19 protein-coding genes are annotated in these 25,340 nt (G+C 73.6%); 18 read left to right on the top strand and 1 reads right to left on the bottom strand.

The window, feature by feature from the left end; translation table 11 throughout:
* Window positions 1-7: 7 nt before the first annotated feature.
* The gene (locus AC1C2V_RS14060; protein WP_495390245.1) at window positions 8-1,591 is read right to left on the bottom strand and encodes an HNH endonuclease signature motif containing protein; all 1,584 of its coding nucleotides are present in this window, start codon (window positions 1,589-1,591) and stop codon (window positions 8-10) included.
* Between the two features lie 407 nt (window positions 1,592-1,998).
* On the opposite strand from AC1C2V_RS14060, the gene ileS reads away from it, so the two are divergent.
* The 18 genes from ileS to AC1C2V_RS14150 all read left to right on the top strand — a co-directional run bounded on the left by ileS (window position 1,999) and on the right by AC1C2V_RS14150 (window position 25,247).
* Entirely contained in the window at window positions 1,999-5,406 is a 3,408-nt protein-coding gene (gene ileS / locus AC1C2V_RS14065) for an isoleucine--tRNA ligase (protein ID WP_495390246.1), read from the top strand.
* Window positions 5,407-5,471: 65 nt separating this feature from the next.
* Complete coding sequence (locus AC1C2V_RS14070; protein ID WP_495390247.1) at window positions 5,472-5,963, top strand: nitroreductase/quinone reductase family protein; 492 nt, start codon at window positions 5,472-5,474, stop codon at window positions 5,961-5,963.
* Between the two features lie 32 nt (window positions 5,964-5,995).
* Window positions 5,996-7,432, top strand: a complete 1,437-nt coding sequence (locus AC1C2V_RS14075; RefSeq protein WP_495390248.1) for a bifunctional folylpolyglutamate synthase/dihydrofolate synthase — start codon at window positions 5,996-5,998, stop codon at window positions 7,430-7,432.
* Between the two features lie 148 nt (window positions 7,433-7,580).
* Window positions 7,581-8,576 (top strand): dihydroxyacetone kinase subunit DhaK, encoded by a 996-nt coding sequence (gene dhaK, locus AC1C2V_RS14080; RefSeq protein WP_495390249.1) that lies wholly within the window; start codon window positions 7,581-7,583, stop codon window positions 8,574-8,576.
* Between the two features lie 42 nt (window positions 8,577-8,618).
* Window positions 8,619-9,326 carry a dihydroxyacetone kinase subunit DhaL gene (gene dhaL, locus AC1C2V_RS14085; protein WP_495390250.1) on the top strand — a complete coding sequence of 236 codons (708 nt, stop codon included), beginning with the start codon at window positions 8,619-8,621 and terminating at the stop codon, window positions 9,324-9,326.
* A complete protein-coding gene (dhaM, locus tag AC1C2V_RS14090; RefSeq protein ID WP_495390251.1) occupies window positions 9,323-10,015 on the top strand; it encodes a dihydroxyacetone kinase phosphoryl donor subunit DhaM in 693 nt (230 codons plus the stop codon). The genes dhaL and dhaM overlap by 4 nt, the downstream gene beginning before the upstream one ends.
* Window positions 10,016-10,072: 57 nt before the next feature.
* A complete protein-coding gene (locus AC1C2V_RS14095) occupies window positions 10,073-10,687 on the top strand; it encodes a TetR/AcrR family transcriptional regulator (protein WP_495390252.1) in 615 nt (204 codons plus the stop codon).
* A gap of 87 nt (window positions 10,688-10,774) precedes the next feature.
* Window positions 10,775-12,466 (top strand): MDR family MFS transporter, encoded by a 1,692-nt coding sequence (locus tag AC1C2V_RS14100; protein WP_495390253.1) that lies wholly within the window; start codon window positions 10,775-10,777, stop codon window positions 12,464-12,466.
* A complete protein-coding gene (locus AC1C2V_RS14105) occupies window positions 12,463-12,903 on the top strand; it encodes a DUF4233 domain-containing protein (RefSeq protein WP_495390254.1) in 441 nt (146 codons plus the stop codon). The genes AC1C2V_RS14100 and AC1C2V_RS14105 overlap by 4 nt, the downstream gene beginning before the upstream one ends.
* 55 nt (window positions 12,904-12,958) lie before the next feature.
* On the top strand, window positions 12,959-13,438 hold the full coding sequence (gene ndk, locus AC1C2V_RS14110; RefSeq protein ID WP_495390255.1) for a nucleoside-diphosphate kinase: 480 nt from the start codon (window positions 12,959-12,961) through the stop codon (window positions 13,436-13,438).
* 59 nt (window positions 13,439-13,497) lie between these two features.
* Window positions 13,498-17,106, top strand: a complete 3,609-nt coding sequence (smc, locus tag AC1C2V_RS14115) for a chromosome segregation protein SMC (protein WP_495390256.1) — start codon at window positions 13,498-13,500, stop codon at window positions 17,104-17,106.
* Window positions 17,107-17,110: 4 nt separating this feature from the next.
* Window positions 17,111-17,443 (top strand): hypothetical protein, encoded by a 333-nt coding sequence (locus AC1C2V_RS14120; protein ID WP_495390257.1) that lies wholly within the window; start codon window positions 17,111-17,113, stop codon window positions 17,441-17,443.
* 48 nt (window positions 17,444-17,491) lie between these two features.
* Window positions 17,492-18,646 carry a signal recognition particle-docking protein FtsY gene (ftsY, locus tag AC1C2V_RS14125; RefSeq protein WP_495390258.1) on the top strand — a complete coding sequence of 385 codons (1,155 nt, stop codon included), beginning with the start codon at window positions 17,492-17,494 and terminating at the stop codon, window positions 18,644-18,646.
* A 335-nt stretch (window positions 18,647-18,981) separates the two neighbouring features.
* Complete coding sequence (locus AC1C2V_RS14130) at window positions 18,982-20,256, top strand: ammonium transporter (RefSeq protein WP_495390259.1); 1,275 nt, start codon at window positions 18,982-18,984, stop codon at window positions 20,254-20,256.
* A complete protein-coding gene (locus AC1C2V_RS14135) occupies window positions 20,253-20,591 on the top strand; it encodes a P-II family nitrogen regulator (protein WP_495390260.1) in 339 nt (112 codons plus the stop codon). Before AC1C2V_RS14130 ends, AC1C2V_RS14135 begins: the two co-directional genes overlap by 4 nt.
* 2 nt (window positions 20,592-20,593) lie before the next feature.
* Window positions 20,594-22,426: a [protein-PII] uridylyltransferase family protein gene (locus tag AC1C2V_RS14140; RefSeq protein ID WP_495390261.1), complete on the top strand. Its 1,833-nt coding sequence runs from the start codon at window positions 20,594-20,596 to the stop codon at window positions 22,424-22,426.
* Window positions 22,427-22,483: 57 nt separating this feature from the next.
* Window positions 22,484-24,106, top strand: a complete 1,623-nt coding sequence (gene ffh / locus AC1C2V_RS14145) for a signal recognition particle protein (protein ID WP_495390262.1) — start codon at window positions 22,484-22,486, stop codon at window positions 24,104-24,106.
* Window positions 24,107-24,134: 28 nt separating this feature from the next.
* Complete coding sequence (locus AC1C2V_RS14150; protein ID WP_495390263.1) at window positions 24,135-25,247, top strand: amidohydrolase family protein; 1,113 nt, start codon at window positions 24,135-24,137, stop codon at window positions 25,245-25,247.
* Window positions 25,248-25,340 lie beyond the last annotated feature (93 nt).

Genomic DNA, 25,340 nt, shown 5'->3' on the forward strand with positions numbered 1-25,340 from the left:
GGGCGCGTCAGAACGGCGGCGGGCGGTCGTCGGGCAGGAAGGGCTGCGGCGGTGCCCTGTGCCGGGTGGTCTCGGGTCGGGTGGGCTCCGTGAGGTGGACCCGCCCCGTCGGCGACGTCCACTCGAGCGTGCCGTCGGGCGGGTCGCTCCTCGTGGCTGTGCCGGCGACCTGGCAGACCGTCCACCGCGTGCTGTGCTTCGTCACGTGATGTCGGCGGCACAGATGGGCCAGGTTGTCCGCCCGCGTCTGTCCGCCGTCGGCCCACGCCACCGTGTGGTCGACGTCGCTGCGGGCGGCGGGGCGGGTGCAGCCGGGGAAGCGGCAGGTCGCGTCCCGCTCGGCCAGGAGCGCCCGCAGGTCCGCGGGGACGACGTAGGAGCTGCGCCCCACGGACAGCACGACGCCCGTCTCGGGGTGCGTGAGGATGCGCCGGAAGGACGGCGCGTGGGCGCACAGGGACCGGGCGGTCTCGGCGTCGATCGGGACGTGCCCGTCCAGGATCGCCGGGGCGTCCGTGATCCCGAGCAGGCTCAGGACGGGGACGGTGACGTTCACGCGCGGACGGACGGCGCGGGCCAGGGGCGCGAGCGATCCGGGGGCGCCGGTGCCGGGCGGGAGATCGAGGGTGCCGTCGTCGAGGAGGAGGTCCGTCAGCGCGTCGGCGCGCAGCTCCCCGCGACAGCGGGGGTCGCCGTCGTCGTGGAGGCGGTCGGCGAGCACGTCGAGCCGATCGGCGACGGCGTGGGCGTGCACGGCGGGCAGGTGCGCGGTGAGCCACGCCATGCCGTCGCGGCCGGGGTCGACCCACACGCCGCGGTGGCGGCGGGCGTCCGCGTGCCGGACGTCCAGGGGTGTGGGGTGTGCCAGGTCGCGGGCGCGGCGGACGGCGCGGACGAACTGGGCGGGGGTGCTCGTGGTCGCGGCGTGCAGGACGCCGGTCTCCACGGAGCGAGCGGCGGCGGGATCGAGATCGCCGACCTGGCCCGCGAGGATGCTCGCGTGCCGCCAGGAGGTGCGTCCCTCGGCGAGGAGGGCGAGCATCCGCGGGGCGTGGTCAGTGAGGGTGCACGCGTGGTCGAGCAGGGTGCCGGCGGCGGTCTCGCCGAGGTGCAGGGCGGTGGCCAGGTCCGCGACCACGGCTCGGTACGCCAGCTCGTCCCGGCGGGCGGTGTCCGCGCGGGCGGTCATCGGGTCCGACTCGTCGAGGAGCGCGCTCTCGCACTCCGCGGCCTGGGCCGCGAGGCGCGCCGCCAGTGCCGCGCGCTCGGCCTCGAGGCGCGCGATCTGCGCCTGCACCGCCTCCAGCCTCGCCATGGTGTCGTCGAGGCTCGGCAGGCGCGCGACCGTGGAGCTGCTGGAACCGTCCCCGCGTCCGGCGCTGGGTCCCGGTGGGACGAACGCGTCGATGGCGTCGTCAGCGAAACGGCCGCGGGGATCCTCGCCGGCGAGGACCGCCCGTGCGCGATCGACCTCGGCGGCCTGGGCGACGGGCAGGGGGCCCAGATCCAACCCGAGCAGCCGGTCGAGCTCGGCGCGCCACGCACCCGCGGCGGCGGGTGTGCCGGCCTGCTCGGGATGCGTCGTCGTCATGGATCAACGATACCGGAAATCGAACGTATGTTCTAGCCCTCAGGCCGACGTGAGGCTGCCGAAATGCCGGGCGCGGGGCGCGGTGTGGCACCTGCCGCCGCACGAGCACGCCGCCATGTACCGCAGGGATGCGAACCGGGTTGCGCGCCTCGCTACCATGGACCCACAGGCATCGACCCGGCCATCACCGGTGAGCCTCCGGAAGAACCGGCCGCACCTCAGCCTTAGTAGAACCGGACGGGTAGGCCCGTCACAGCCGTGAACGAGCGGCGGGTGTCAGCACCATCGACGTCCGCAAGCGGGGTGGTACCGCGGGACCCGCGCCTTCGGGCGGGGGCATCGTCCTCGCACGGCAGCAGCGACGTCGACCCGTACCACCGCCAGCTCGTTCGCACAGGAGCCCCCCCATGGCCTACCCCCAGCACCGCTCGTCCGACCCGCAGCCCGACCAGACGGCCGATCAGCAGGGCGCAGCCTTCGGCATCGCCGGCGTCCCCGCGTCCCCGGACCTGCCGGCTATCGAGCGGGAGATCCTGGACTTCTGGGCCGCCGACGACACGTTCCGCGCGTCGGTCGCGAAGAACCCGGCGGGCCAGGACGGCAGCAACGAGTTCGTCTTCTACGACGGCCCGCCGTTCGCCAACGGCCTGCCGCACTACGGCCACCTGCTCACCGGGTACGCGAAGGACGTCGTGCCGCGCTACCAGACCATGCGCGGCAAGCACGTGGAGCGCCGGTTCGGCTGGGACACGCACGGCCTGCCGGCCGAGCTCGAGGCGATGAGCCAGCTCGGCATCAAGACCAAGGACGAGATCGTCGAGCTGGGCATCGAGAAGTTCAACGCCGCCTGCCGCGCGTCGGTGCTGCGCTACACCTCGGACTGGCGCGACTACGTGACCCGCCAGGCGCGCTGGGTCGACTTCGACCACGACTACAAGACGCTCAACGCCACGTACATGGAGTCCGTGCTCTGGGGCTTCAAGACCCTGTACGACAAGGGCCTCGTCTACGAGGACTTCCGCGTGCTGCCGTACTGCTGGAACGACCAGACGCCGCTCAGCAACCACGAGCTGCGCATGGACGACGACGTCTACCAGACCCGGCAGGACCCGGCGGTCACGGTGGGCTTCGACGTGGTCTCGACCCTTCGACAGGCTCAGGACGGCGCGGGCTCGACCGGCAAGGACGGCGGCGGGGTCCGCCCCGGCGACAAGCTGCTCATCTGGACGACGACGCCCTGGACGCTGCCGTCCAACCTGCTGGTCATGGTGGGGCTGGACATCGACTACGTCGTCGTCGAGTCGTCGTTCACGGGCACGCCGCAGCGCTACGTGCTCGCCGCGGCGCGTGTCGACGGCTACGCCCGAGAGCTCACGGACGAGGGCGAGGACGCGCCGCGCGTCGTCGGGCAGCTCACCGGCCGCGACCTGCTCGGTGTGTCGTACGCCCCGCCGTTCAGCTACTACGAGGGGCGCGAGCGTGCGCACCGCGTGGTGGAGGCGGACTTCGTCACGACGACGGACGGCACCGGCCTGGTGCACAGCGCCGGCGCGTTCGGCGAGGACGACAAGATCGTCTGCGACCGCGAGGGCGTCGCGTCCGTGATGCCCGTGGGCGCGGACGGCAAGTTCACGCACCCCGTCGACGAGTACGCGGGGCTGCAGGTCTTCGACGCGAACCTGCCGATCATCGACCACCTCAAGGCACGCACCCGCGGGGAGGCGGAGGCCGGCTCCACGACGTCCGGCACGGTGCTGCTGCGCCGCGAGTCGTACGCGCACTCCTACCCGCACTGCTGGCGCTGCCGGCAGCCGCTCATCTACATGGGCGTGTCGTCGTGGTTCGTCGAGGTCACCAAGATCAAGGAGCGCATGCTCGAGCTGGCCGAGCAGATCTCCTGGACGCCCGAGCACATCAAGCACGGCCAGTTCGGCAAGTGGCTGGAGAACGCCCGCGACTGGTCGATCACCCGCAACCGGTTCTGGGGATCGCCCGTGCCGGTGTGGAAGTCGGACGACCCGGCGTACCCGCGCATCGACGTCTACGGGTCGCTCGGGCAGATCGAGGCCGACTTCGGCCGACTGCCCCTGGGCCCGGACGGCGAGCCGGACCTGCACCGCCCCTTCGTCGACGACCTGGTGCGCCCCAACCCCGACGACCCGACCGGGAAGTCCACGATGCGCCGCGTCGAGGACGTCATGGACGTGTGGGTGGACTCCGGCTCGATGCCGTACGCCCAGGTGCATTACCCGTTCGAGAACGCCGACTGGTTCGAGCACCACTACCCGGGCGACTTCATCGTCGAGTACATCGGCCAGACCCGCGGCTGGTTCTACACGCTGCATGTGCTCGCCACCGCGCTGTTCGACCGCCCCGCGTTCCGCAGCGCCGTCTCGCACGGCATCGTGCTGGGCTCCGACGGCCGCAAGATGAGCAAGTCGCTGCGCAACTACCCCGACGTCTCCGAGGTCTTCGATCGCGACGGCTCGGACGCGATGCGCTGGTTCCTCATGGCGAGCCCCATCCTGCGCGGCGGCAACCTCGTCGTCACGGAGGACGGCATCCGCGACGCCGTGCGGCAGGTGCTGCTGCCGCTGTGGAGCACGTACTACTTCTTCACCCTGTACGCGAACAGCGCGGGCGGTTCCGAGGGCGGCGGCACGGGCTACACCGCGAAGCCCGTCACGCCGGAGCGCGCGGCCGGCCTGCCGGCCCTCGACCGGTACCTGCTGGCGCGCACGCACGACCTCGTCGCGACGGTCACGGCGCAGCTCGACGCCTACGACATCGCCGGCGCCTGCGAGTCGGTGCGCGAGCACCTGGACGCCCTCACCAACTGGTACGTGCGCACCCAGCGCGACCGCTTCTGGGAGGAGGACGCCGACGCGTTCGACACCCTGTACACCGCGCTCGAGGCCCTGACCCGCGTCATGGCCCCGCTCGCCCCGCTCCTGACCGAGGAGGTCTGGCGCGGGCTCACCGGCGGGCGCTCGGTGCACCTCACGGACTGGCCGGCGACGTCGGAGGGTGCGGCGGGGGTCGTGGAGCCGGCCCTGGTGCGCGACGACGAGCTGGTCGCGGCCATGGACGAGGTGCGGGCCGTCGTCTCCAGCGCGCTCGCGCTGCGCAAGGCGAACCAGCTGCGCGTGCGCCAGCCGCTGGCCCGGCTGACCGTGGCCGTGCCGGACCCGGAGGCGCTCGCGGACTACGTGGGTCTGCTGACCTCCGAGCTCAACGTCAAGGCCGTGGACCTCGTCGAGGCCGACGCCGAGGCCTCCGAGCGGTTCGGCATCACCGAGCGGCTCGCGGTGAACGCCCGCGCCGCCGGGCCGCGCCTGGGCCGCGGCGTGCAGGCGGTCATCAGGGCCGCGAAGGCCGGGGCGTGGACGCGTGACGAGAACGGCGCGGTGGTCGTGACCACGGAGGCGGGCCTCGAGCCGCTGCTGGAGTCCGAGTACGACCTCACGACCGTGGTGGGCACCGGGTCGTCGGTCGAGCCTGTCGAGACCCGTGCCGCCTCCGTCCTGCCCGGTGGCGGGTTCGTCGTCCTCGACCTCGCGCTCGACGACGCGCTGCGCGCCGAGGGCTACGCCCGCGACGTCATCCGCGACGTGCAGGACGCCCGCAAGGCCGCCGGCCTCGAGGTGAGCGACCGCATCGAGCTCGCCCTCGTCGTGCCCGCCGACCACGTGCCCGCCGTCGAGGCGTACCGGGAGCTCATCGCGCGCGAGACGCTCGCGGTGTCGCTCACGGTGACGGCCGGGTCGACGGGCGAGGACGGCGAGCGGACGGTGCGGGTGAACCGCGCCGGCTGACGTTCCGCCGGACGGGGCGTGGTGGCACCCTAGGGCTGACGGCACGGACCGTACCGGAGGACGCCATGGACGCGAGCCCCACCACCCCCGACCAGGACTCCGACGCGGGGCGCCCCTGGCTGCCCCCGCGCTGGTTCGTCCGGTCGGCGTGGAAGCTCCAGCGCGGGATGTACCACCTCGCGGGGGGCCGCTTCCTGCTGCGGAGGCCGAGGCCGGGCGGCTTCGGCCTCCTGCGGCTGCGGGTGGTCGGCCGCCGGTCGGGCCAGGAGCGCGCGGTCATCCTCGGTTACGTCGAGGACGGCGGTCGCTACGTCACCCTGGCCATGAACGGCTGGGGCGACCCGCCGCCGGCGTGGTGGCTCAACCTGCGTGCGCACCCGCAGGCCGACGTCGACACCGTCGACGGCCCCAGACCGGTCCGCGGCAGCGAGGCGGCCGGCGAGGAGCGGCAGCGCCTCTGGGCGCTGTGCGGTGCCTCCCGGGGCTGGGGCGAGATCGACCGGTTCGCCGCGCACCGCGCCCGCGAGACGCCCGTCGTCGTGCTCGAGCCGCGCTGAGACCGGGGACGCCGAGCGCCTATCCTCGGGGGGTGACCCCCGACGCTGAGAACAAGCCCTCGTCCGCCGCGCGCAAGGCCGGTGCCGAGGAGCGCAAGGCCGCCCGCCACGCAGCGGAGGACGCCGTCGCGCAGGAGCTGCTGCGCGAGGTCTACGCCGAGATCATGTCGCGCGCGCCGGAGCACGACATCGACCCGACCCTGGGACGAGTCCAGCGCGTGCTGGAGCTGCTGGGCGACCCGCAGCTCTCGTTCCGCGCCGTCCACCTGACGGGCACGAACGGCAAGTCCTCGACGGCGCGCATGACGGAGCGCCTGGTGCGCGAGCACGGGCTGCGCACCGGCCTCTTCACGTCGCCGCACCTGACGAGCGTCACCGAGCGGATCCAGGTGGACGGGGAGCCGCTCAGCGCGGCCCGGTTCGTCGAGGTGTGGGAGGACGTCGCCCCCTACATCGGGGTGGCCGACCGCGAGTCCCAGGAGACCGACGGCCCGCGCCTGAGCTTCTTCGAGGTGCTCACGGTGATGGCGATCGCGGCCTTCGCGGACGCGCCCGTGGACGTCGCCGTGATCGAGGTCGGCATGGGCGGGCGCTGGGACTCGACCAACGTCGTGGACGGCGAGGTCGCCGTGCTGACCCCGGTGGGCATCGACCACGAGCGCTGGCTCGGCTCGACCCTGGCCGCGATCGCGACGGAGAAGGTCGGCATCATCAAGGAGCGGGCCACGGTGGTCAGCGCCGAGCAGCAGCCCGTGGTCGACGAGATCCTGCGCGAGCGCGCCGCCGAGGTATCGGCGCACCTGCTGCGCGAGGGCGTGGACCTCGCCGTGGCCGCGCGGCACGTCGCGGTGGGCGGCCAGCTCGTGGACCTGCAGACGCCGGCCGGGTTGTACACCGAGGTGCTCGTGCCGCTGCACGGAGAGCACCAGGCCCACAACGCGCTGCTGGCGCTCGTTGCCGTCGAGGCCCTGCTGGGCGGCCGCGCCCTGGACGGCGGCGTCGTGGAGGTGGCGTTCGCGGACGTCACGGTGCCGGGACGGCTCGAGGTCGTCCGGTCCAGCCCCACCGTGATCGTCGACGCCGCGCACAACCCGCACGGCGCGCAGGCGCTGGTGGAGGCGCTCGAGGAGGCGTTCGAGCTCTCGCAGCTCGTCGGGGTGGTGGCGGTCATGGCGGACAAGGACGCGGAGGGCATGCTGTCCACGCTCGAGCCGACGCTCGCCGAGATCGTGCTGACGCGGAACTCCTCGGACCGGTCGGCCGACCCCGAGGAGCTGGCCGAGCTGGCACGCGAGATCTTCGGCGAGGACCGGGTACACACGACGACGCGCCTCGACGAGGCGCTGCAGGTGGCCGCCGACCTGGCCGAGCGCGGCGACCGGGTGGGCGTGGGCGCGGGTCGCGGGGTGCTGGTCACGGGTTCGGTCATCACGGTGGCCGACACCCGGATTCTCCTCGGGCGCGGCTGACGCTTCGCGCCCGGACGATCGCCCGGTCGGAGCGCCGCCGGATGCTGCAGGGCGCCGGCGGCGGGTGTTGGATGGGGGCACGCCACGGGAGCGTCGCCGCGACGCGCCGAGGCGACCCGCGACGCGCTGCGACCGAGGAGGCACCGCCATGAAGAAGCTGCTCGACGATCCCGCCGATGCGGTGACCGACTCGATCACGGGGTTCGGGCTGGCGCACGCCGACCTGGTGCAGGTGCACAGGGCGCCCCTGTACGTGTCCCGTGCGGGCGGCCCCGTGCCGGGCAAGGTCGGACTCGTCAGCGGTGGCGGATCGGGACACGAGCCGCTGCACGCGGGGTTCGTCGGCGACGGGATGCTCGATGCCGCCGTGCCCGGCGCGGTCTTCACGTCGCCCACCCCGGACCAGATCGTGCCCGCGGTCCTGGCCTCGGACACCGGCGCCGGCGTGCTCGCGATCGTGAAGAACTACACGGGCGACGTGCTCAACTTCGAGACCGCGGTGGAGCTGGTCGAGGCGGAGGGCTCGCAGGTCACGTCCATCCTGGTCAACGACGACGTCGCGGTCGAGGACTCGCTGTACACGGCGGGCCGGCGCGGTGTGGCCGGCACCGTATGTGTCGAGAAGATCGCGGGGGCCGCCGCAGCCCGCGGCGACGACCTCGGCGCGGTGACGGAGGTGGCCGGCCGGGTGGTGGCGAACGTGCGCACCATGGGGGTCGCGCTCTCCGCGTGCACCGTGCCCCACGTGGGCAAGCCCTCCTTCGACCTGCCGGACAACGAGGTCGAGATCGGCATCGGCATCCACGGCGAGCCGGGTCGCCGCCGGGTCCCGTTCACCGGCGTCGCCGATATCACGCGGAGCCTGCTCGACCCGGTGGGCGACGACCTCGGGCTCGCGGGCGGCGAGGACGTGCTGCTGTTCGTCAACGGGATGGGCGGGACTCCGCTGTCGGAGCTGTACGTCGTCTATGGTCGAGCGCGCGGGCTGCTCGCGGAGCGCGGTGTCACCGTCTCCCGGTCGCTCGTCGGCAATTACGTGACGTCGCTGGAGATGCAGGGCGCGTCGATCACGCTGCTGCGGCTGGACGACGAGCTGCGGGAGCTGTGGGACGCGCCGGTGCGCACGGCGGCGTTGCGCTGGTGACGGGCGTCCTGGGGGCGCCCCGACTCGAGGAGGCAGGCGGTCATGGGGCTCGACGTGGCATGGGCGGAGCGTTGGGTACGGCGTACCGCCGACGTCGTCGCGGAGGCGAAGGGCGAGCTGACCGAGCTCGACCGGCAGATCGGGGACGGTGATCACGGGGAGAACCTGCACCGCGGCTTCCAGGCCGTCCTCGTCAAGCTCGACGAGCCGACGGCCGCGGAACGCTCCAACGTGGGCGACGTGCTCATGCTCGTCGCCACCACCTTGATGTCCAAGGTCGGCGGCGCGTCGGGTCCGCTCTACGGGACGGCGTTCCTGCGGGCGGCGAAGCGCTCGGCTCGCCCGACCATCGACGAGTCCGGGGTCGTCGTCCTGCTCGACGCCGCGCTCGAGGGCGTGACCTCCCGCGGCAAGGCCGTGGTCGGGGAGAAGACGATGGTCGACGCGCTCGCGCCCGCGGTCGAGGCGGCGACTGCCGCCGCCGACGCGGGCAGCGGCCCCGTCGAGGTGCTACGGGTAGCGGCCGAGGCGGCGGACGCCGGAGCGACGGGCACGATCCCGATGGTGGCGACCAAGGGCCGGGCGTCCTACCTGGGGGAGCGGAGCGCGGGCCACGAGGACCCGGGCGCGCGGTCGACGGCGCTGCTTCTCAGGGCGGCGCTGGACGCCGCCCTCGACGCTGGTGACGCGCCCGACGCTGGTGACGCGCCCGACGAATCGGCCGAGAAGCCGGGAGCGGGTTCGGCGTGAGCGTCGGGCTGCTGCTGGTCTCCCACTCGGAGAAGCTCGCTGAGGGGGCGGCCGAGCTGGCCGGCGAGATGGCCCCCGACGTCCTCGTGGTCTGCGGGGCCGGCGACGGGGACGGCGGCCTGGGCACCTCGCTGGAGGTGGTGCAGGAGGCGCTCGGCCGCGTGCTGCCCGGGTCCGACGGCGTGGTGGTGCTGGCCGACCTGGGGTCCGCAGTGCTGACCGTCGAGACGGCGCTGGAGCTGGACGACGATCTGGCCGCCCGGGTGCGGCTGGCGTCCGCGCCGTTCGTCGAGGGCGCGGTGGCGGCCGCCGTCGCTGCGCAGCAGGGGGAGGGCCTGGGCGCCGTGCTGGCCGCGGCCGAGGGGGCGGGCGCGCCGGCGGTGTCGCCCGCCGCCGCCGCGGCCCCAGCAGGTGGCGGTAACGGTGGCGGTGACGCGGTGACGGCGCGGGTCGTGATCCGCAACCCGCTCGGCCTGCACGCGCGGCCCGCGGCGGTGGTGGCCCGCGCCGCGGCGGCGTTCCAAGGCCCCGTGACGCTCCAGGGCGTGGACGCCACCAGCGTGCTGCGGCTGATGTCCCTGGGTACCGCGGCCGGCACAGAGGTCGAGGTGGCGGCGCGTGGCGCCGACGCGCGGGACGCGGTCGCGACGATCGTCGGTCTGATCGAGGGCGGGTTCGGCGAGATGTGATCACCCTCACAGTATTTTGCACTTGGTGCAAAATTGCAGCTGATGCATCATTATCTCGTGACTCCCCCCTCTGGTGCCGGCGATCTCGGCCTGCGTGAGCGCAAGAAGCGCGCTCGCACCGACGCGATCGTCGACGCCGCCCAGCGCTTCGTGCTCGAACGGGGCCTCGACGCGGTGACGGTGGAGGAGATCGCGGAAGCCGCACAGATCTCCCCGCGCACGTTCTTCAACTACTTCGAGTCGAAGGACGACGCGGTGCTCGGCCAGGGGTCGTTCGAGCTCACCCCCGAGGTCCGTGAGGCCTTCGCGGCGGGCGGCCCCTCCGGCCGTCTCGTGGCGGACCTCGAGGTGCTGGTGCGCTCGCTGCTCGAGGCCTTCGCCGGACCGGGACAGCACCACGGTGAGCAGGTGCTCGAGATCCTGCAGCTCGAACCGCGTCTGCTCGGCCGGCACTTCGCCTGGTTCGAGCGGCACAAGACCCAGATCGTCGCCCTGTTCGAGCGGCGGCACGAGGCGGTTCCTCTGCCGGCCGACCCCGAGATGTGCGCCATGGTCGTCTTCGTCCTCACGCGAGCCGCGATGGACGACTGGGGCCGCGCAGGTCACGACGGCGACGTGGGCGACCACGTGCCGCACGTCGTCGGCCAGCTGGCCGCCATCCTCACGGCGTGACGCCCGGGTGCTACCAGGCACCCGCGTCGCACGCCCCCAGCCCGTCAGTCCCCGGCGCCCCGAGCGCCACCGATCCGAGGTGTCCTCATGAGCCATGCCGCTCCTGCCGCGCCGGACAAGCCGCTCGTCGTCCTGACGCAGCGCACCGTCTGGTTGATCTTCGGCGCCCTGATGGCGTCGATGTTCCTGTCCTCCCTCGACCAGACGATCGTCGGCACCGCGATGCCCACGATCGTCGGCGAGCTCAACGGCGTCGAGCACCAGGGGTGGGTCATCACGGCCTACATCCTCGCCGTCGCCATCGGCATGCCGTTGTACGGCAAGTTCGGTGACCTGTACGGGCGGCGCTGGCCGTTCCTCGTCGCGATCGGCCTGTTCACGCTGGCCTCGCTGGGGGCCGGTTTCGCGCAGAGCATGCCCGAGCTCGTCATCTGGCGCGCCGTGCAGGGCCTCGGCGGCGGCGGGCTGATGATCCTGTCGCAGTCGATCATCGCCGACATCGTGCCCGCGTCCGAGCGCGGCAAGTACATGGGGCCGCTCGGTGCGCTCTTCGGCATCTCCGCCGTGCTCGGCCCGCTGCTCGGCGGCTGGCTCACCGAGGGTCCGGGCTGGCGCTGGACCTTCTGGCTCAACATCCCGATCGGCATCGCCGCGTTCGCGATCGCATGGTTCGCCCTCAAGCTCCCGTCGCACCGCTCGTCGCGCCCCGTGGACTGGCCCGGCATCGTCACCATGGCGGTCGCGACCATGGGCATCGTGCTGCTCACGAGCTGGGAGTCGCTCTCCTCGAGCGGCTACGACTGGGGGAACTGGCGCCTGAGCGGGCTCGCCGTCCTGACGCTGGTCGCCGTCGTGGCCTTCATCATGGCCGAGACACGAGCCGCCGAGCCGCTGATCCCGCTGCGCCTGTTCAAGAACCGCACCTTCACCATCACCACGCTCATCGGCCTGGTGCTCGGCATGGGCATGTTCTCGGCCATGGCGATGATCCCCACGTTCCTGCAGATGTCCACGGGCGCCGGCGTCACCGAGTCCGGCTGGCTGATGCTGCCGATGATGGCGGGCATGATGCTCACCTCCATCGTGTCGGGTATCGCGATCTCCAAGACCGGCCGGTACAAGATGTACCCGGTCGCGGGCCTGGTCGTCGTGGGCCTGGCGATGGTCTGGCTGACGACCCTGTCGGGCGACATGTCCATGTGGCTGTTCGGCGCGATGATCTTCACCCTCGGCGCCGGCATGGGCCTGGTGATGCAGACCATCGTGCTCGCCGTGCAGAACGCCGTGGACCCGCACGAGCTCGGCACCGCGACCAGCGCGAACAACTTCTTCCGTGAGATCGGTGCGGCGGTGGGCTCCGCCCTGTTCACCACGATCTTCACCACGCGTCTCACGGACAACCTGCAGGGCGTCTTCGCCGGGGCACCCGGTGGGGGAGCCGGGTCCGAGGCCAGCCTCACGCCGGCCGCGGTGCAGCAGCTGCCCGAGCCCTTCAAGTCGGGCGTGATCGACGCGTACGCCGACTCGCTGGCGCCGTCGTTCTGGTACCTGGTGCCGCTCGTGGCGGTCGGCCTGGCGCTCGCGATCTTCCTGCCCGTGATCAAGCTGTCCGACGTCGCCGGCATGGTGGCGCGCGGCGAGGCGGTCGAGGACCCGGCGAAGGCGCGCGGCGAGGCCGACGGCGCCGCCGCGAGCCCGGCCGAGGCGGTGCCGGCGGAGGCCGTGGGTGACGACGACGGTCCCGGCACCCGCGAGCGCGCGGATATCGTGGGGTCGTGAGCAAGGACGACCGTCCCCGCCAGGGGGACCGCATCAAGCCCCGCAAGCCCGCCAAGGTGCAGTTCACGTCGATGATGCTGCAGCTGGAGGCCTTCGTGGTGCTGTTCGCCGGCGTCGCCCTCTACGGGCTGCGGAACTCCGGCTACGAGCGCGGTCCCCTGGTCATCGAGTCCCCGGTAGCCCTGTGGACCGTCATCGGCGTGCTGTTCGTGGTGCTGCTGGTGATGTCCCGGATCGTCGGCACGTCGGTGGGCTACTACGCGGGGACGGTCGTGCAGGTCCCGGTGCTCGCCATGGGGCTCCTGCTGCCGATGATGTTCGTCGTCGGTGTGATCTTCGTCGTCATGTGGGTGATCTCGATGCGCCTCGGCGGGCGGATCGACCGGGAGCGCGCCGAGTACGACGCGCAGCACCCGGAGACGGCCCCGAACCTCTGAGGTCCCGTCGGGCCGTGGGGCGGGGCACGGGTCGCGCGCCGATAGGCTTCCTGCCATGACCGACGTCGCAGACACCGCCCTGCCCGCCGAGCCCACCACCCCCGAACGGACCGACGCCGTCGAGCGCACCCTGGTGCTCGTCAAGCCCGACGGCGTGCGCCGCGGGCTGTCCGGCGAGGTGCTGCGGCGCATCGAGGCCAAGGGGTACACGCTCGTCGCCGTGGAGCTCAAGCAGGCCACCACCGAGCTCCTGGCCGCGCACTACGCCGAGCACGAGGGCAAGCCCTTCTACCAGCCGCTCGTCGACTTCATGCTCTCCGGCCCGACGCTCGCCGTCGTCGCCGAGGGGCAGGGCGTCATCCCCGGCTTTCGCTCCCTCGCGGGCGCGACCAACCCGACGGACGCCGCTCCGGGCACCATCCGAGGCGACCTCGGTCGCGACTGGGGGCTGAGGGTGCAGCAGAACCTGGTGCACGGCTCCGACGCGCCCGAGTCGGCCACCCGCGAGATCGGGCTCTGGTTCCCCGGACTCTGATCCGGGCGGGACCGGCGGAGTTCCGCGGATTGCGGCCCCCCGGCGGTTACGCTCGCCGGGTGCACCTCAAGACCCTCACGCTCCGAGGCTTCAAGTCGTTCGCCTCGGCGACGACGCTGAACCTCGAGCCGGGCATCACCTGCGTGGTCGGGCCCAACGGGTCGGGCAAGTCGAACGTCGTCGACGCGCTCGCGTGGGTGATGGGCGAGCAGGGGGTCAAGTCGCTGCGCGGCGGCAAGATGGAGGACGTCATCTTCGCGGGCACCTCCGGCCGCCCGCCGCTCGGCCGGGCCGAGGTGGCGCTCACGATCGACAACACCGACGGCGCGCTGCCCATCGAGTACACCGAGGTCACGATCTCCCGCACGTTGTTCCGCAGCGGTGGCTCCGAGTACGCGATCAACGGCAGCTCCTGCCGGTTGCTGGACATCCAGGAGCTGCTGAGCGACTCCGGCATCGGCCGCGAGATGCACGTCGTCGTCGGGCAGGGCCAGCTCGACGCGGTGCTGCGCGCCACCCCCGATGACCGACGCGGCTTCATCGAGGAGGCCGCCGGCGTCCTCAAGCACCGCAAGCGCAAGGAGAAGGCGCTCCGCAAGCTCGAGGCGATGCAGGGCAACCTGGCCCGTCTCACCGACCTGACCGCGGAGCTGCGCCGCCAGCTCGGCCCGCTGGGCCGGCAGGCCGAGGCGGCCCGCAAGGCGCGCACGGTCCAGGTGGACCTGCGCGACGCGCGGTCCCGCCTGCTGGCCGACGACCTGGCCCGGCTCACGGCGCAGATGAGCCAGGAGCGGGCGGACGAGGCTGTGCTGCGCGAGCGGCAGCAGGAGACGGAGCAGGCGCTGACCCGCGCGCGGGAGCACGTCGTGCGCCTCGAGGTCGCGGCGTCCGGTGCGGTGGCGGAGGCGAGCCGCTCGTCGGACGCCTTCCACGCGCTGAGCGCGCTGCGCGAGCGGCTGCGCGGCCTGGCGACCCTGGCCGACGAGCGGGTGCGCCTGCTCGGCGCGGCCGAGCCGGAGCACCGCGGGCAGGACCCGGCGGATCTCGACGCGCAGGCGGAGCGGGCGCGTGTCACGGAGGCGGAGCTCCACCGTGAGGTCGCGCGCGCGGGGGCCACGCTGGAGCGGGCGGTGGGCGCCCGCACGGACGCGGAGAAGGCCGCCGACGCCGCGGAGCGCGAGCTCGCGACGCTGCATCGCGGCGCCGCCGACCGGCGCGAGGGGCTGGCCCGGCTGTTCGGGCAGGTGGCCGCGCGCCGGAGCCGGGTCGAGGCCGCCGACGCGGAGCTGGAGCGGGCGCAGGCCGTCCTCCAGGAGGCCGAGCGCCGGGCAGGGGAGGCCGCGCGCGAGTTCGGCGCGCTGGAGGTTCAGGTCGTGGGCGCCGAGGAGGGCGAGGAGGACCTGGACGCCCGGCACGAGTCGGCGACGGCGGCCGTCGCGGAGGCGCAGGAGGCCGTGCAGGACCTCGACGCACGTGCCGCCGAGGCCGAGCGCGACCGTGCCACCTGGAGCGCCCGCGTGGAGGCGCTGGAGCTCAGCCTCGACCGCAAGGACGGCGCCGGCGCGCTGCTCGCCGGCGATCTGCCCGGAGTGCTCGGCTCGGTGGCGGCGCTGGTCGGTGTCGAGGCGGGCTTCGAGGACGCCGTCACGGCGGCGCTCGGCCCGGTCGCGGACGCCGTCGCGGTGCGCGACCTGGACGCGGCCGTCGACGCGCTGCGCCGGTTGCGGGACGAGGACGCCGGGCGCGCGGGTCTCGTCGTGGGCGCGGCGTCGTCGGTCGAGCCCGTCGAGACCACCGCGGTCGTCGACCTGCCCGACGGCGCACGCCGGGCGGTCGACGTCGTGAGCGTGGCCGGCCCCGCCGCTGCGCCGCTGCGCGCGCTCCTGCGGGACGTGGTCGTCGTCGACGACCTCGCCCAGGCGCGCGCCCTCGTGCACGACGTACCCGCCGTGGTGGCCGTGACGCGGGCCGGCGACCTGCTCGGCACGTCGCGGGCGTGGGGAGGCTCCGCGGCGGCTCCGAGCGTGCTGCACCTCACCTCCGCCCTCGACGAGGCGCGAACCGGCCTCGACGACGCGACGGCGCGCGGCGAGCGCTGCCGCTTCGAGCTGGTCGGGGCGCGCGAGCGCCTCGAGTCCGCCCAGGCCGCGTACGACGGGACCCTCGCGCAGCTGCACGAGTCCGACGCGGCGCTGGCCGCGGTGGCGGAGCAGCTCGGCACCCTCGGCGCAGCGCACCGCTCCGCGCTGGCGGAGGCGGGGCGGCACCGGGCGACCCTTGCCCAGGCGGCGGAGCGCCGGGAGGCCGACGAGGCGGAGCTGGCCGAGCTGACCCGTCGCCTCGAGGTCGCGGAGGCCGAGCCGGCCCAGTCCGAGGAGCAGGTGACCACGGCGCAGGCCGCGCGGGACGAGGCGCAGGCGGCGGCCACCGCGGCGCGGGGGACGGAGACCGAGGCCCGGCTGGAGCTGCGCACCAGCGAGGAGCGGGCGCGGGCCGTCTCGGGCCGCGCCCAGGGCCTCGCGCGCGCAGCCGAGCAGGAGCGGGCCGCGCGCGAGAAGGCCGAGCGGCGGGCGGTGCGGCGCGCGGCCGAGGCGCGGACAGCGGCGACCGTGCGCGACGACGCCGGCGAGGCGCTCGCCGTCCTCGCCCGCTCGATCGAGCGGGCGCAGGCGGAGCGGGCCGCCGCCGACGAGGCGCGCTCGGCGTGCCAGCAGGAGCTGGACACCGTAAGGGCCGACGCCGACCGGCTCGCGGGAGCGCTACGCGACCTCACCGACGTCGCGCACCGCGACGAGGTGGCGCGAGCCCAGCAGCAGGCGCGGCTGGAGCAGCTGCGGGCGAGGGCCGTCGACGAGGTGGGCAGCGACCCGGACACGCTCGTCGAGGAGTTCGGCCCGCACCGCATGATTCCGCTGGTTGAGCCCGTCGCCCTTCGACAGGATCAGGAACCGGGGTCGTCGGTTGAGCCTGTCGAAACCACCAGCGAGATCCCCTATGTGCGTGCCGAGCAGGAGAAGCGGCTGCGGACGGCGGAGCGGGCACTGGCCCGGATCGGGGCGGTGAACCCGCTCGCGCTGGAGGAGTTCGCGGCGCTCGAGGAGCGGCACCAGTTCCTCACCACGCAGCTTGCCGACCTGAAGAAGTCGCGCCAGGACCTGCTGCACATCGTCGAGGAGATCGACGAGCGCGTGCAGCAGGTGTTCGCCGAGGCGTTCCGCGACACGGCGGAGCAGTTCGAGCGGGTCTTCGGCCGGCTCTTCCCGGGCGGCGAGGGGCGGCTCGTGCTCACCGAGCCGGCCGACCTGCTCACCACCGGCATCGAGGTCGAGGCCCGGCCCGCGGGCAAGAAGGTCAAGCGGCTGTCCCTGCTGTCGGGCGGGGAGCGCTCGCTGACGGCGGTCGCGTTCCTCGTGTCGATCTTCAAGGCGCGCCCGAGCCCGTTCTACGTGATGGACGAGGTCGAGGCCGCCCTGGACGACGTCAACCTGGGGCGGCTGCTCGAGATCTTCCGCGAGCTCCAGGTGGACTCCCAGCTCATCGTCATCACCCACCAGAAGCGCACGATGGAGGTCGCGGACGCGCTGTACGGCGTAACGATGCGCGGCGACGGTGTGACGACCGTCATCTCCCAGCGGATGCGCGAGACCGCCGACGCGCTGGGAGACTAAGGCCATGCTCACGTTCGTCCTCTGGGTCCTCGGGTCCCTCGTGCTCGCCGCGGTGGTGTTTCTCGTGGCCAACGTCATGGAGCGTCGTGAGGGTCAGGACGACGAGGCGCCTGGCCTCGGCCGCTTCCTGCGCGACTTCCGTTCCGGGCTACGGGGTCGCGGCAGACGCGCCCGGACGCCGGCCCCCATGGAGACCGGCATGGACGAGTTCTTCGCCGCGACCATCGAGGACGCGCCCGGCTACGTGGACCCCGAGGAGCTCACGGACGCCCTGCACCGCGCCCGCCTGCAGGCGCGGAGCTCCTGGCACGTGGGTACGGTCCGCAAGCCGGAGTGACGTGCGGGCGGTCGGGGGCAGGTCGCTCGGTTCTGGGAGACTGTGCGCGTGAATGATCTGCTCTGGCTCTGGATCCTGCTCGGCGTCATCGTCGTCGTGGGCGGCGGCGCCGCCCTGCTCGTCCCGCGGTCGCGCCGGCGCCGCGGCGCCGGCGCCGCGGCGCCGCCCGAGGCGAAGACCGTCGACGTGGCCGCCGGTGAGGCCGGCGCCCCGCCCGTCGCCGAGCCGTCCGCGCCGCCCGCCCCGCCCGCGCTCGAGACCCCCGAGCCGGTGTCCGGCCGCATGGTGCGCCTGCGCGACCGGCTCGCCCGCTCCGGGTCGCCGCTCGGGGCGCGGCTGCTCAGCGTGCTCTCGCGCGACCACCTCACCGAGGACGACTGGGAGGAGCTCGAGGAGACGCTGCTGCTCGCCGACATCGGCGCCGGCCCGGCCGAGGAGCTCCTCGACGCCCTGCGCACCCGCGTGCGCGTGCTCGGGGTGCGTGACCCGAAGGCGGTGCGCGACCTCCTGCGCGAGGAGCTGCTCAAGGTCGTCGACCCGTCCTTCGACCGCGAGCTGGCCACGACCGGCCCGGTCGGCGAGGACGGCACGCGCCTCCCGGCGGTGGTGCTCGTCGTGGGCGTCAACGGCACGGGCAAGACGACGACGGTGGGCAAGCTGGCGCGCGTGCTCGTCGCGGAGCACAAGACCGTGGTGCTCGGCGCCGCCGACACGTTCCGCGCGGCGGCCGCCGACCAGCTGCAGACGTGGGGCGCCCGCGTGGGCGTCGAGACCGTCCGCGCCGACCGTGACGGGGCCGACCCGGCCGCCGTCGCGTTCGACGCCGTGAAGCGGGGCAGCGCCGAGGGGACCGACGTCGTGCTCGTCGACACCGCCGGCCGCCTGCAGAACAAGGCGGGGCTCATGGACGAGCTCGGCAAGATCACGCGCGTCATCACGCGCGAGGCGCCGCTCGCCGAGGTGCTCCTCGTGCTCGACGCCACCACCGGGCAGAACGGGCTCAACCAGGCGCGCGTCTTCGGCGAGGTCGCGGGCGTCACCGGCATCGTGCTGACCAAGCTCGACGGCACCGCCAAGGGCGGCATCGTCGTCGCAGTGCAGCGCGAGCTGGGCGTCCCCGTGAAGCTCGTCGGCCTGGGGGAGGGCCCGGACGACCTGGCGCCGTTCGACCCGGAGGAGTTCGTCGACGGCCTGCTCGGCTGAGGCGGAGGTGCAGCGCAGGGTGGGGCCGAGGTACGAGGCGCCCGCCCGAAGCGGAACCGCAGGCTCGGCCGACAGATGGATCGGCTGCGGCGGAGGTGCAGCGCAGGGTGGGGCCGAGGTACGAGGCGCCCGCCCCAAGCGGAACCGCAGGCTCGGCCGACAGATGGATCGGCTGAGGCTCTTCGCAAGGCCCGTCGACCGGCCCCCGTCACGCAACGTTTACGCGTGGCGGGGGTTTGTCACACCCGCGTCACACGAGAACGGTCCAGGGGAAATCCCGTTCGCCCACGGTAGTGCCCGACCCGGCCGCCCGGCTGGTGAGGGAGGAACAACTCATGGAGCTGGACACCGGAGCAACCGCGTGGATGCTGATGTCGGCATCTCTCGTGCTCCTGATGACCCCTGGACTCGCGCTCTTCTACGGCGGCATGGTGCGCGGCAAGTCCGTCCTGAACATGATGATGATGTCGTTCGGTGCGCTCGCCGTCGTCGGCGTGATCTACGTGCTGTGGGGCTGGTCGATGTCCTACGGTGCCGACGTCGGCGGGATCTTCGGCGACCCGTTCGACCAGTTCGCGCTCCAGGGCGCGGTCTACGACGGGTCCGGTGAGTTCCTCATCGACGACTTCGGTGTGCCGGGCATCGTCGGCGTGGGCTTCCAGGCCACGTTCGCCATCATCACCGTCGCGCTGATCTCCGGCGCGATCGCCGACCGCGCCAGGTTCGGCACCTGGATGATCTTCGTGGCCCTTTGGGTGACGCTCTGCTACTTCCCGATGGCCCACATGGTGTGGGGCGGCGGCCTGCTCTCGGGCGACGGTCCGTTCGCGTCGATCGCCACGCCGATCGACTTCGCCGGCGGCACGGTGGTGCACATCAACGCGGGTGTGGCCGCGCTGGTGCTCGCTCTCGTGGTGGGCAAGCGCAAGGGCTTCGGCTCCGAGCCGATGCGTCCGCACAACCTGCCGCTCGTCATGCTCGGCGCGGCCCTGCTCTGGTTCGGCTGGTTCGGCTTCAACGGCGGCTCGGCGTTCACCGCGGACGGGTTCGCCGGCCTGGCGTGGGTCAACACCACGGTCGCGACGGCCGCAGCCGTCCTTGGCTGGCTGCTCGTGGAGAAGTTCCGCGACGGCTCGGCGACCTCGCTCGGCGCCGCGTCCGGCGTCGTCGCCGGTCTGGTGGCGATCACCCCGGCCGCAGGCTCGGTCAGCCCGTTCGGCTCGATCTTCGTCGGCGCGATCGCGGGCGTGCTCTCCGCCTTCGCCGTCGGCCTGAAGTACAAGCTCGGCTACGACGACTCGCTCGACGTCGTGGGCGTCCACCTGGTGGCCGGCCTGTGGGGCACCATCTCGATCGGCGTCCTGGCCACCGAGACGGGCCTGTTCTACGGCGGCGGTGCCGGGCAGCTGGCCGTCCAGGTGATCATCGCGGTCATCGCGGTCGTCTTCTCCCTCGTGATGACGACGATCATCGCGTTGATCCTCAAGGCGACCATGGGCTGGCGGATCTCCGAGGATGCCGAGGTCGGGGGCGTCGACCTGGCGGTGCACAGCGAGACCGCGTACGAGACGATCCAGCAGGGTTCCCTCGCTCAGGAGATTCGCGCATGAAGCTCGTCACCGGTGTCATCCAGCCCCATCGCCTGGACGACGTGAAGTCCGCCCTCGAGGCTGCCGGCATCCGCGGCATGACGGTCAGCGAGGCCAGCGGCTACGGCCGACAGAAGGGCCACACCGAGGTCTACCGCGGCGCGGAGTACACCGTGGACCTGGTCCCCAAGGTGCGCGTGGAGGTACTCGTCGCGGAGAGGGACGCGGCCACCGTCGTGGACGTCGTCGTCAAGGCGGCCCAGACCGGCCGCATCGGCGACGGCAAGGTGTGGACCACCGCGCTCGACGACGTGGTGCGCGTGCGCACCGGCGAGCACGGCGACGCGGCGCTCTAGCCGTGCCGCACCCGGCACCGGACGAACTCGAGCCCGGCACCCCGGCCACGGGGGCGCGGGGCCGGCGCGGCACCGTCGGTGCGCTGCGGGCCGACCTACTCGTCGCGGCGGACGGCCTGACCGGCCCCGGCCGGTCGGGCCTCGCCCGGCGCACGACCCTGCAGCAGATCGTCACGGAACGCATCACGCCGCTGTTCGACGCCGCCACGGCCGACGTCGACCCCGCGGGCATCGCGCTGGCCGCCGTCGGCAGCCTCGGCCGCGCCGCCGAGCTCGGGCCGCTGTCCGACCTCGACCTCGTGCTGGTGCACGACGGCCGCACGCACGAGCCCGAGGAGCTCGCCCGCGTGGCCGACGCCCTCTGGTATCCGCTGTGGGACTCGGGCGTCGACATCGACCACGCCGTGCGCTCCCTGAGCCAGACGCGCCGGCTCGCCTCCACCGACCTGCCCGCCGCCGTCGGGTGGCTGGACGTGCGGCCCCTGGCGGGCGACGCGGTCGTGGTGCACCGCGCGGCGTCCGCCATCCTCACGGACTGGCGCTCGGCCTCCCGGCGACGCCTGCCGGAGCTGCTGAACAGTGCCCGCAGCCGCGCCGAGCGCGCCGGTGAGCTCGCGTACCTCGTCGAGCCAGACCTCAAGGAGTCGCGCGGCGGCATCCGCGACGCGGTGCTGCTGTCCGCGCTGGCGGCGACCTGGCTGACCGACCGCCCGCACGGGCGGGTGGACCGGGCGTACGCGCACCTGCTGGACGTGCGCGACGCGGTGCACGTCGTGACGCGGCGCCGTTCCACGAAGCTGCACCTCGCCGACCTGGACGAGGTCGCCGCGCGGTGCGGCCACGACGATCCCGACGAGCTGCTGGCGAGCCTCGCGGAGGCCGGGCGGGAGATCTCCTACGCGCTGGACTCGACCGTGCGCCGGGCCCGCCAGGCGCTGCAACGGCCGGCGCTGCGCCGGCCCGTCGTCGTGCGGGGGCGGCGGTCTGCGCCGCGGCTGCGCTCGGTGGGCGACGGGCTGGTGGAGCACGACGGCGAGCTCGTGCTGGCGGTGGGCGCGCAGCCGACCGAGGACCCGCTGCTATCGCTGCGGGCGGCGGCGACCGCCGCCCGGACGGGCCTGGTGCTCTCGCCGGTGACCGTGCACTCGCTGGCGCAGTGCACGCCGCCGCCCGAGCCGTGGCCGCAGGCCGCCCGCACCGCCCTGCTGACGCTGCTGGGCGCGGGCCCTGCGCAGGTGCCGGTCTGGGAGGCGCTGGACCTGGCGGGCATCGTGACCAGCTGGGTCCCGGAGTGGGCGGGGGTGCGCAACCGCCCGCAGCGTGCGGCGATCCACCGGCACACCGTGGACAGGCACCTCGTCGAGACGGCGTCCCGCGCCGGCCGGGTACGCCGGCAGGTGGCCGCCGACGCCGGCGTCGCCCCCGCGCCGTCCGAGGTGCTGCTGCTCAGCGCGCTGCTGCACGACATCGGCAAGCGCCGCGGCGCGCAGAGCACTGACCACTCCGTCGAGGGCGCACGCCTCGCGCCGGGCATCGCGGCGCGGGCCGGGTTCGGCGCCGCCGTCGCGCACGACGTCGGCGTGGTGGTGCGCCACCACCTGACCCTCGCCCGGCTGGCGACCACCGCCGACCTCGAGGACCCGGACACGACGGGCGAGCTGCTCGACGCCGTGGAGCACCGGCCGGACCTGCTCGAGACACTGCGAGCGGTGACGGAGGCGGACGCGTCGTCGCTCGGGCCGGTCGGCTGGACGGCGTGGCGGGCGAGCCTCGTGGACGACCTCACCGCACGGGCCCGCACGGTGCTCGCAGGGGACCCGATGAGCGACCGGTGAGCGACCGGTAAGGTAGGTGGCTGCACCCATCGAAGAAACTCTGTGAGGACCTGCCTGGTGTTCAACTCCCTGTCGGACCGGCTCACCTCGACGTTCAAGAACCTGCGCGGCCGGGGCCGGCTCTCCGAGGCGGACATCGACGCGACCGTGCGCGAGATCCGCCGGGCCCTCCTCGACGCCGACGTGGCCGTGCCCGTGGTGCGCGAGTTCACCGCCGCGGTGCGCGAGCGTGCCATGTCGGCCGAGGTCTCCGGCGCGCTCAACCCGGCGCAGCAGGTCGTCCAGATCGTCAACGACGAGCTCGTGGCGATCCTCGGCGGCCAGACGCGCGCGATGCAGCTCGCCAAGACCCCGCCGACCGTCATCATGCTCGCGGGCCTGCAGGGCGCCGGCAAGACGACGCTCGCGGGCAAGCTGGGCCTGGCCCTCAAGGAGCAGGGGCACACGCCGCTGCTCGTCGCGGCCGACCTGCAGCGCCCCAACGCGGTCACCCAGCTGTCCGTGGTGGCCGAGCGCGCGGGCGTGCCCGTCTTCGCGCCGCACCCCGGCAACCAGGGCGCCGAGACGGACACCGTCGTCGGCGACCCCGTGGGCGTGGCCCGCGACGGCGTGGCCGAGGCGAAGGCCAAGCAGCACGACGTCGTCATCGTCGACACCGCGGGCCGCCTCGGCGTCGACCAGCTCCTCATGCAGCAGGCCGCGGACATCCGCGACGCCGTCCAGCCGGACGAGGTCCTGTTCGTCATCGACGCGATGATCGGTCAGGACGCCGTCGCCACGGCGCAGGCGTTCCTCGATGGCGTCGACTTCACGGGCGTCGTGCTGTCCAAGCTCGACGGTGACGCGCGCGGTGGCGCCGCGCTGTCGGTGGCCACGGTCACGGGCCGGCCGATCATGTTCGCCTCCACCGGCGAGAAGCTCACCGACTTCGAGGTCTTCCACCCCGACCGGATGGCGTCGCGCATCCTCGACATGGGTGACGTGCTCACCCTCATCGAGCAGGCGGAGAAGGCGTTCGACGCCGACGAGGCCGCCAAGATGGCGGCCAAGGTGGAGAAGGGCGAGGACTTCACCCTCTCCGACTTCCTGGTGCAGATGCAGCAGATGAAGAAGCTCGGCTCGATGAAGAAGATGCTCGGGATGATGCCGGGCATGGGGCAGATGCGCGAGCAGCTCGAGAACTTCGACGAGCGCGAGGTCGACCGCGTGCAGGCCCTCATCCAGTCGATGACGCCGGCCGAGCGCGACAACCCCAAGCTCATCAACGGGTCTCGCAGGGCGCGCATCGCCCGCGGCTCGGGCCAGACGACGACGGCGGTCAACCAGCTCCTCGAGCGGTTCGCGCAGGCGCAGAAGATGATGCGCCAGATGAGCAAGGGGGGCGGCATGCCGGGGATCCCCGGCGGCGCGCCGGGCATGCCGGGCCTGCCCGGGGGCGGCGGCAAGAAGTCGCGCGGCAAGCAGGCGCCGGTCCAGAAGAAGAAGGGCAAGTCGGGCAACCCCGCCAAGCGTGCCCAGCAGGAGCGCGAGGCGATGCAGCGCGCCCTGGGGGGCCCCGCGGACGAGCCGGCGGCCCCCGGCTCGGCGTTCGGCATCGGCGGTGGCGCCCAGCCGGCCGAGCAGGACCCGTCGAAGCTGCAGCTCCCCGACGGCCTCGACAAGCTGCTCGGCGGCCGCTGAGCGACCGCTCGGTCTGTAGCCTCTGACCATGTCAGCACCGCACGTCCCGCTGCACGTCACCGGCCATGTCCTCCTCGGTGGCGACCGTGACGTGGGGGAGATGTGGGTGCGCGACGGCCGCGTCAGCCTGACCCGGCCGTCCCCCCAGGGCAGCGCCACCCGCGAGCTCGAGGGGTGGGCGCTGCCCGGCCTCGTCGACGTGCACTGTCACGTGGGGCTGGGGGCGGACGGCCCCGTCGACCCGGAGACGGCCGTCGCGCAGGCGCTCGCCGACCGGGACTCCGGCGTCCTGCTGGTCCGCGACGCGGGCACGCCGCTGGACACGTCGTGGGTGCACGAGCGACCCGACCTGCCCCGGCTGGTGCGCTCGGGACGGCACCTGGCTCGGCCCCGGAGGTACCTGCGGAACTTCGGCCTGGAGCTCGACGACGTCGCCGACCTGCCGGGGGCCGTCCGGACGCAGGCCCGGGCCTCGGACGGCTGGGTCAAGCTGGTGGGCGACTGGATCGACCGCGGCCTGGGGGCGGACGCGGACCTGCGGCCCCTGTGGCCGCGGGACGTGCTCACGGACGCCGTCGCCGCGGCGCACGCCGAGGCGGCGCGGGTCACGGTGCACGCCTTCTCCGAGGAGGTCCTCGGCGACCTGCTCGCGGCGGGCGTGGACGGCATCGAGCACGGCACCGGCCTCACCGCCCAGCTCATGGACGAGGTCGCCGTGCGGGGGATCCCGGTCACGCCCACGCTGCTCCAGGTGGGCCGGTTCGAAGAGATCGCCCGTCAGGCGGAGGCGAAGTATCCGGTCTACGCGGCACGGATGCGGGGCATGCACGCACGCCGGTACGAGCACGTCCGGGCCATGCACGAGGCCGGCGTCCGGCTGCTCGTCGGCACCGACGCGGGCGGCGCCATCGGGCACGGGCGCGTCGCGGACGAGTGCGCCGAGATGGTCGCGGCCGGGATCCCGCCGGCCGACGTGGTGGCGATGGCGACCTGGCGCGCGCGGGAGCTGCTCGGGTTCGGCTCGCTCGTCGACGGATCCAGCGCCGACCTGGTGGTGTACCCCGCGGACCCGCGCAAGGACATCGGGGTGTTGCGGCACCCCAGCGCTGTCGTGCTGCGCGGCCAGGTCGTCCGCGGCTGAGGCGGAGGTGCAGCGGAGGGCGCGGGTCGAGGGACGAGACACTCGTCCGTAGCGGAACCGCGGACTCGGCCGAGAACAGGCGCGGCTGAGGGC

Source organism: Isoptericola sp. Y541 (genome assembly GCF_059445465.1).

Excerpts from the sequence above, each read along its gene's own strand:
- AC1C2V_RS14060 (WP_495390245.1), bottom strand. The coding sequence starts at position 1,591 with ATGACGACGACGCATCCCGAGCAGGCCGGCACACCCGCCGCCGCGGGT.
- AC1C2V_RS14120 (WP_495390257.1), top strand. The coding sequence starts at position 17,111 with ATGCTCACGTTCGTCCTCTGGGTCCTCGGGTCCCTCGTGCTCGCCGCG.
- AC1C2V_RS14070 (WP_495390247.1), top strand. The coding sequence starts at position 5,472 with ATGGACGCGAGCCCCACCACCCCCGACCAGGACTCCGACGCGGGGCGC.
- AC1C2V_RS14150 (WP_495390263.1), top strand. The coding sequence starts at position 24,135 with ATGTCAGCACCGCACGTCCCGCTGCACGTCACCGGCCATGTCCTCCTC.
- AC1C2V_RS14130 (WP_495390259.1), top strand. The coding sequence starts at position 18,982 with ATGGAGCTGGACACCGGAGCAACCGCGTGGATGCTGATGTCGGCATCT.
- ndk (WP_495390255.1), top strand. The coding sequence starts at position 12,959 with ATGACCGACGTCGCAGACACCGCCCTGCCCGCCGAGCCCACCACCCCC.
- dhaK (WP_495390249.1), top strand. The coding sequence starts at position 7,581 with ATGAAGAAGCTGCTCGACGATCCCGCCGATGCGGTGACCGACTCGATC.
- AC1C2V_RS14100 (WP_495390253.1), top strand. The coding sequence starts at position 10,775 with ATGAGCCATGCCGCTCCTGCCGCGCCGGACAAGCCGCTCGTCGTCCTG.
- AC1C2V_RS14135 (WP_495390260.1), top strand. The coding sequence starts at position 20,253 with ATGAAGCTCGTCACCGGTGTCATCCAGCCCCATCGCCTGGACGACGTG.
- ileS (WP_495390246.1), top strand. The coding sequence starts at position 1,999 with ATGGCCTACCCCCAGCACCGCTCGTCCGACCCGCAGCCCGACCAGACG.
- dhaL (WP_495390250.1), top strand. The coding sequence starts at position 8,619 with ATGGGGCTCGACGTGGCATGGGCGGAGCGTTGGGTACGGCGTACCGCC.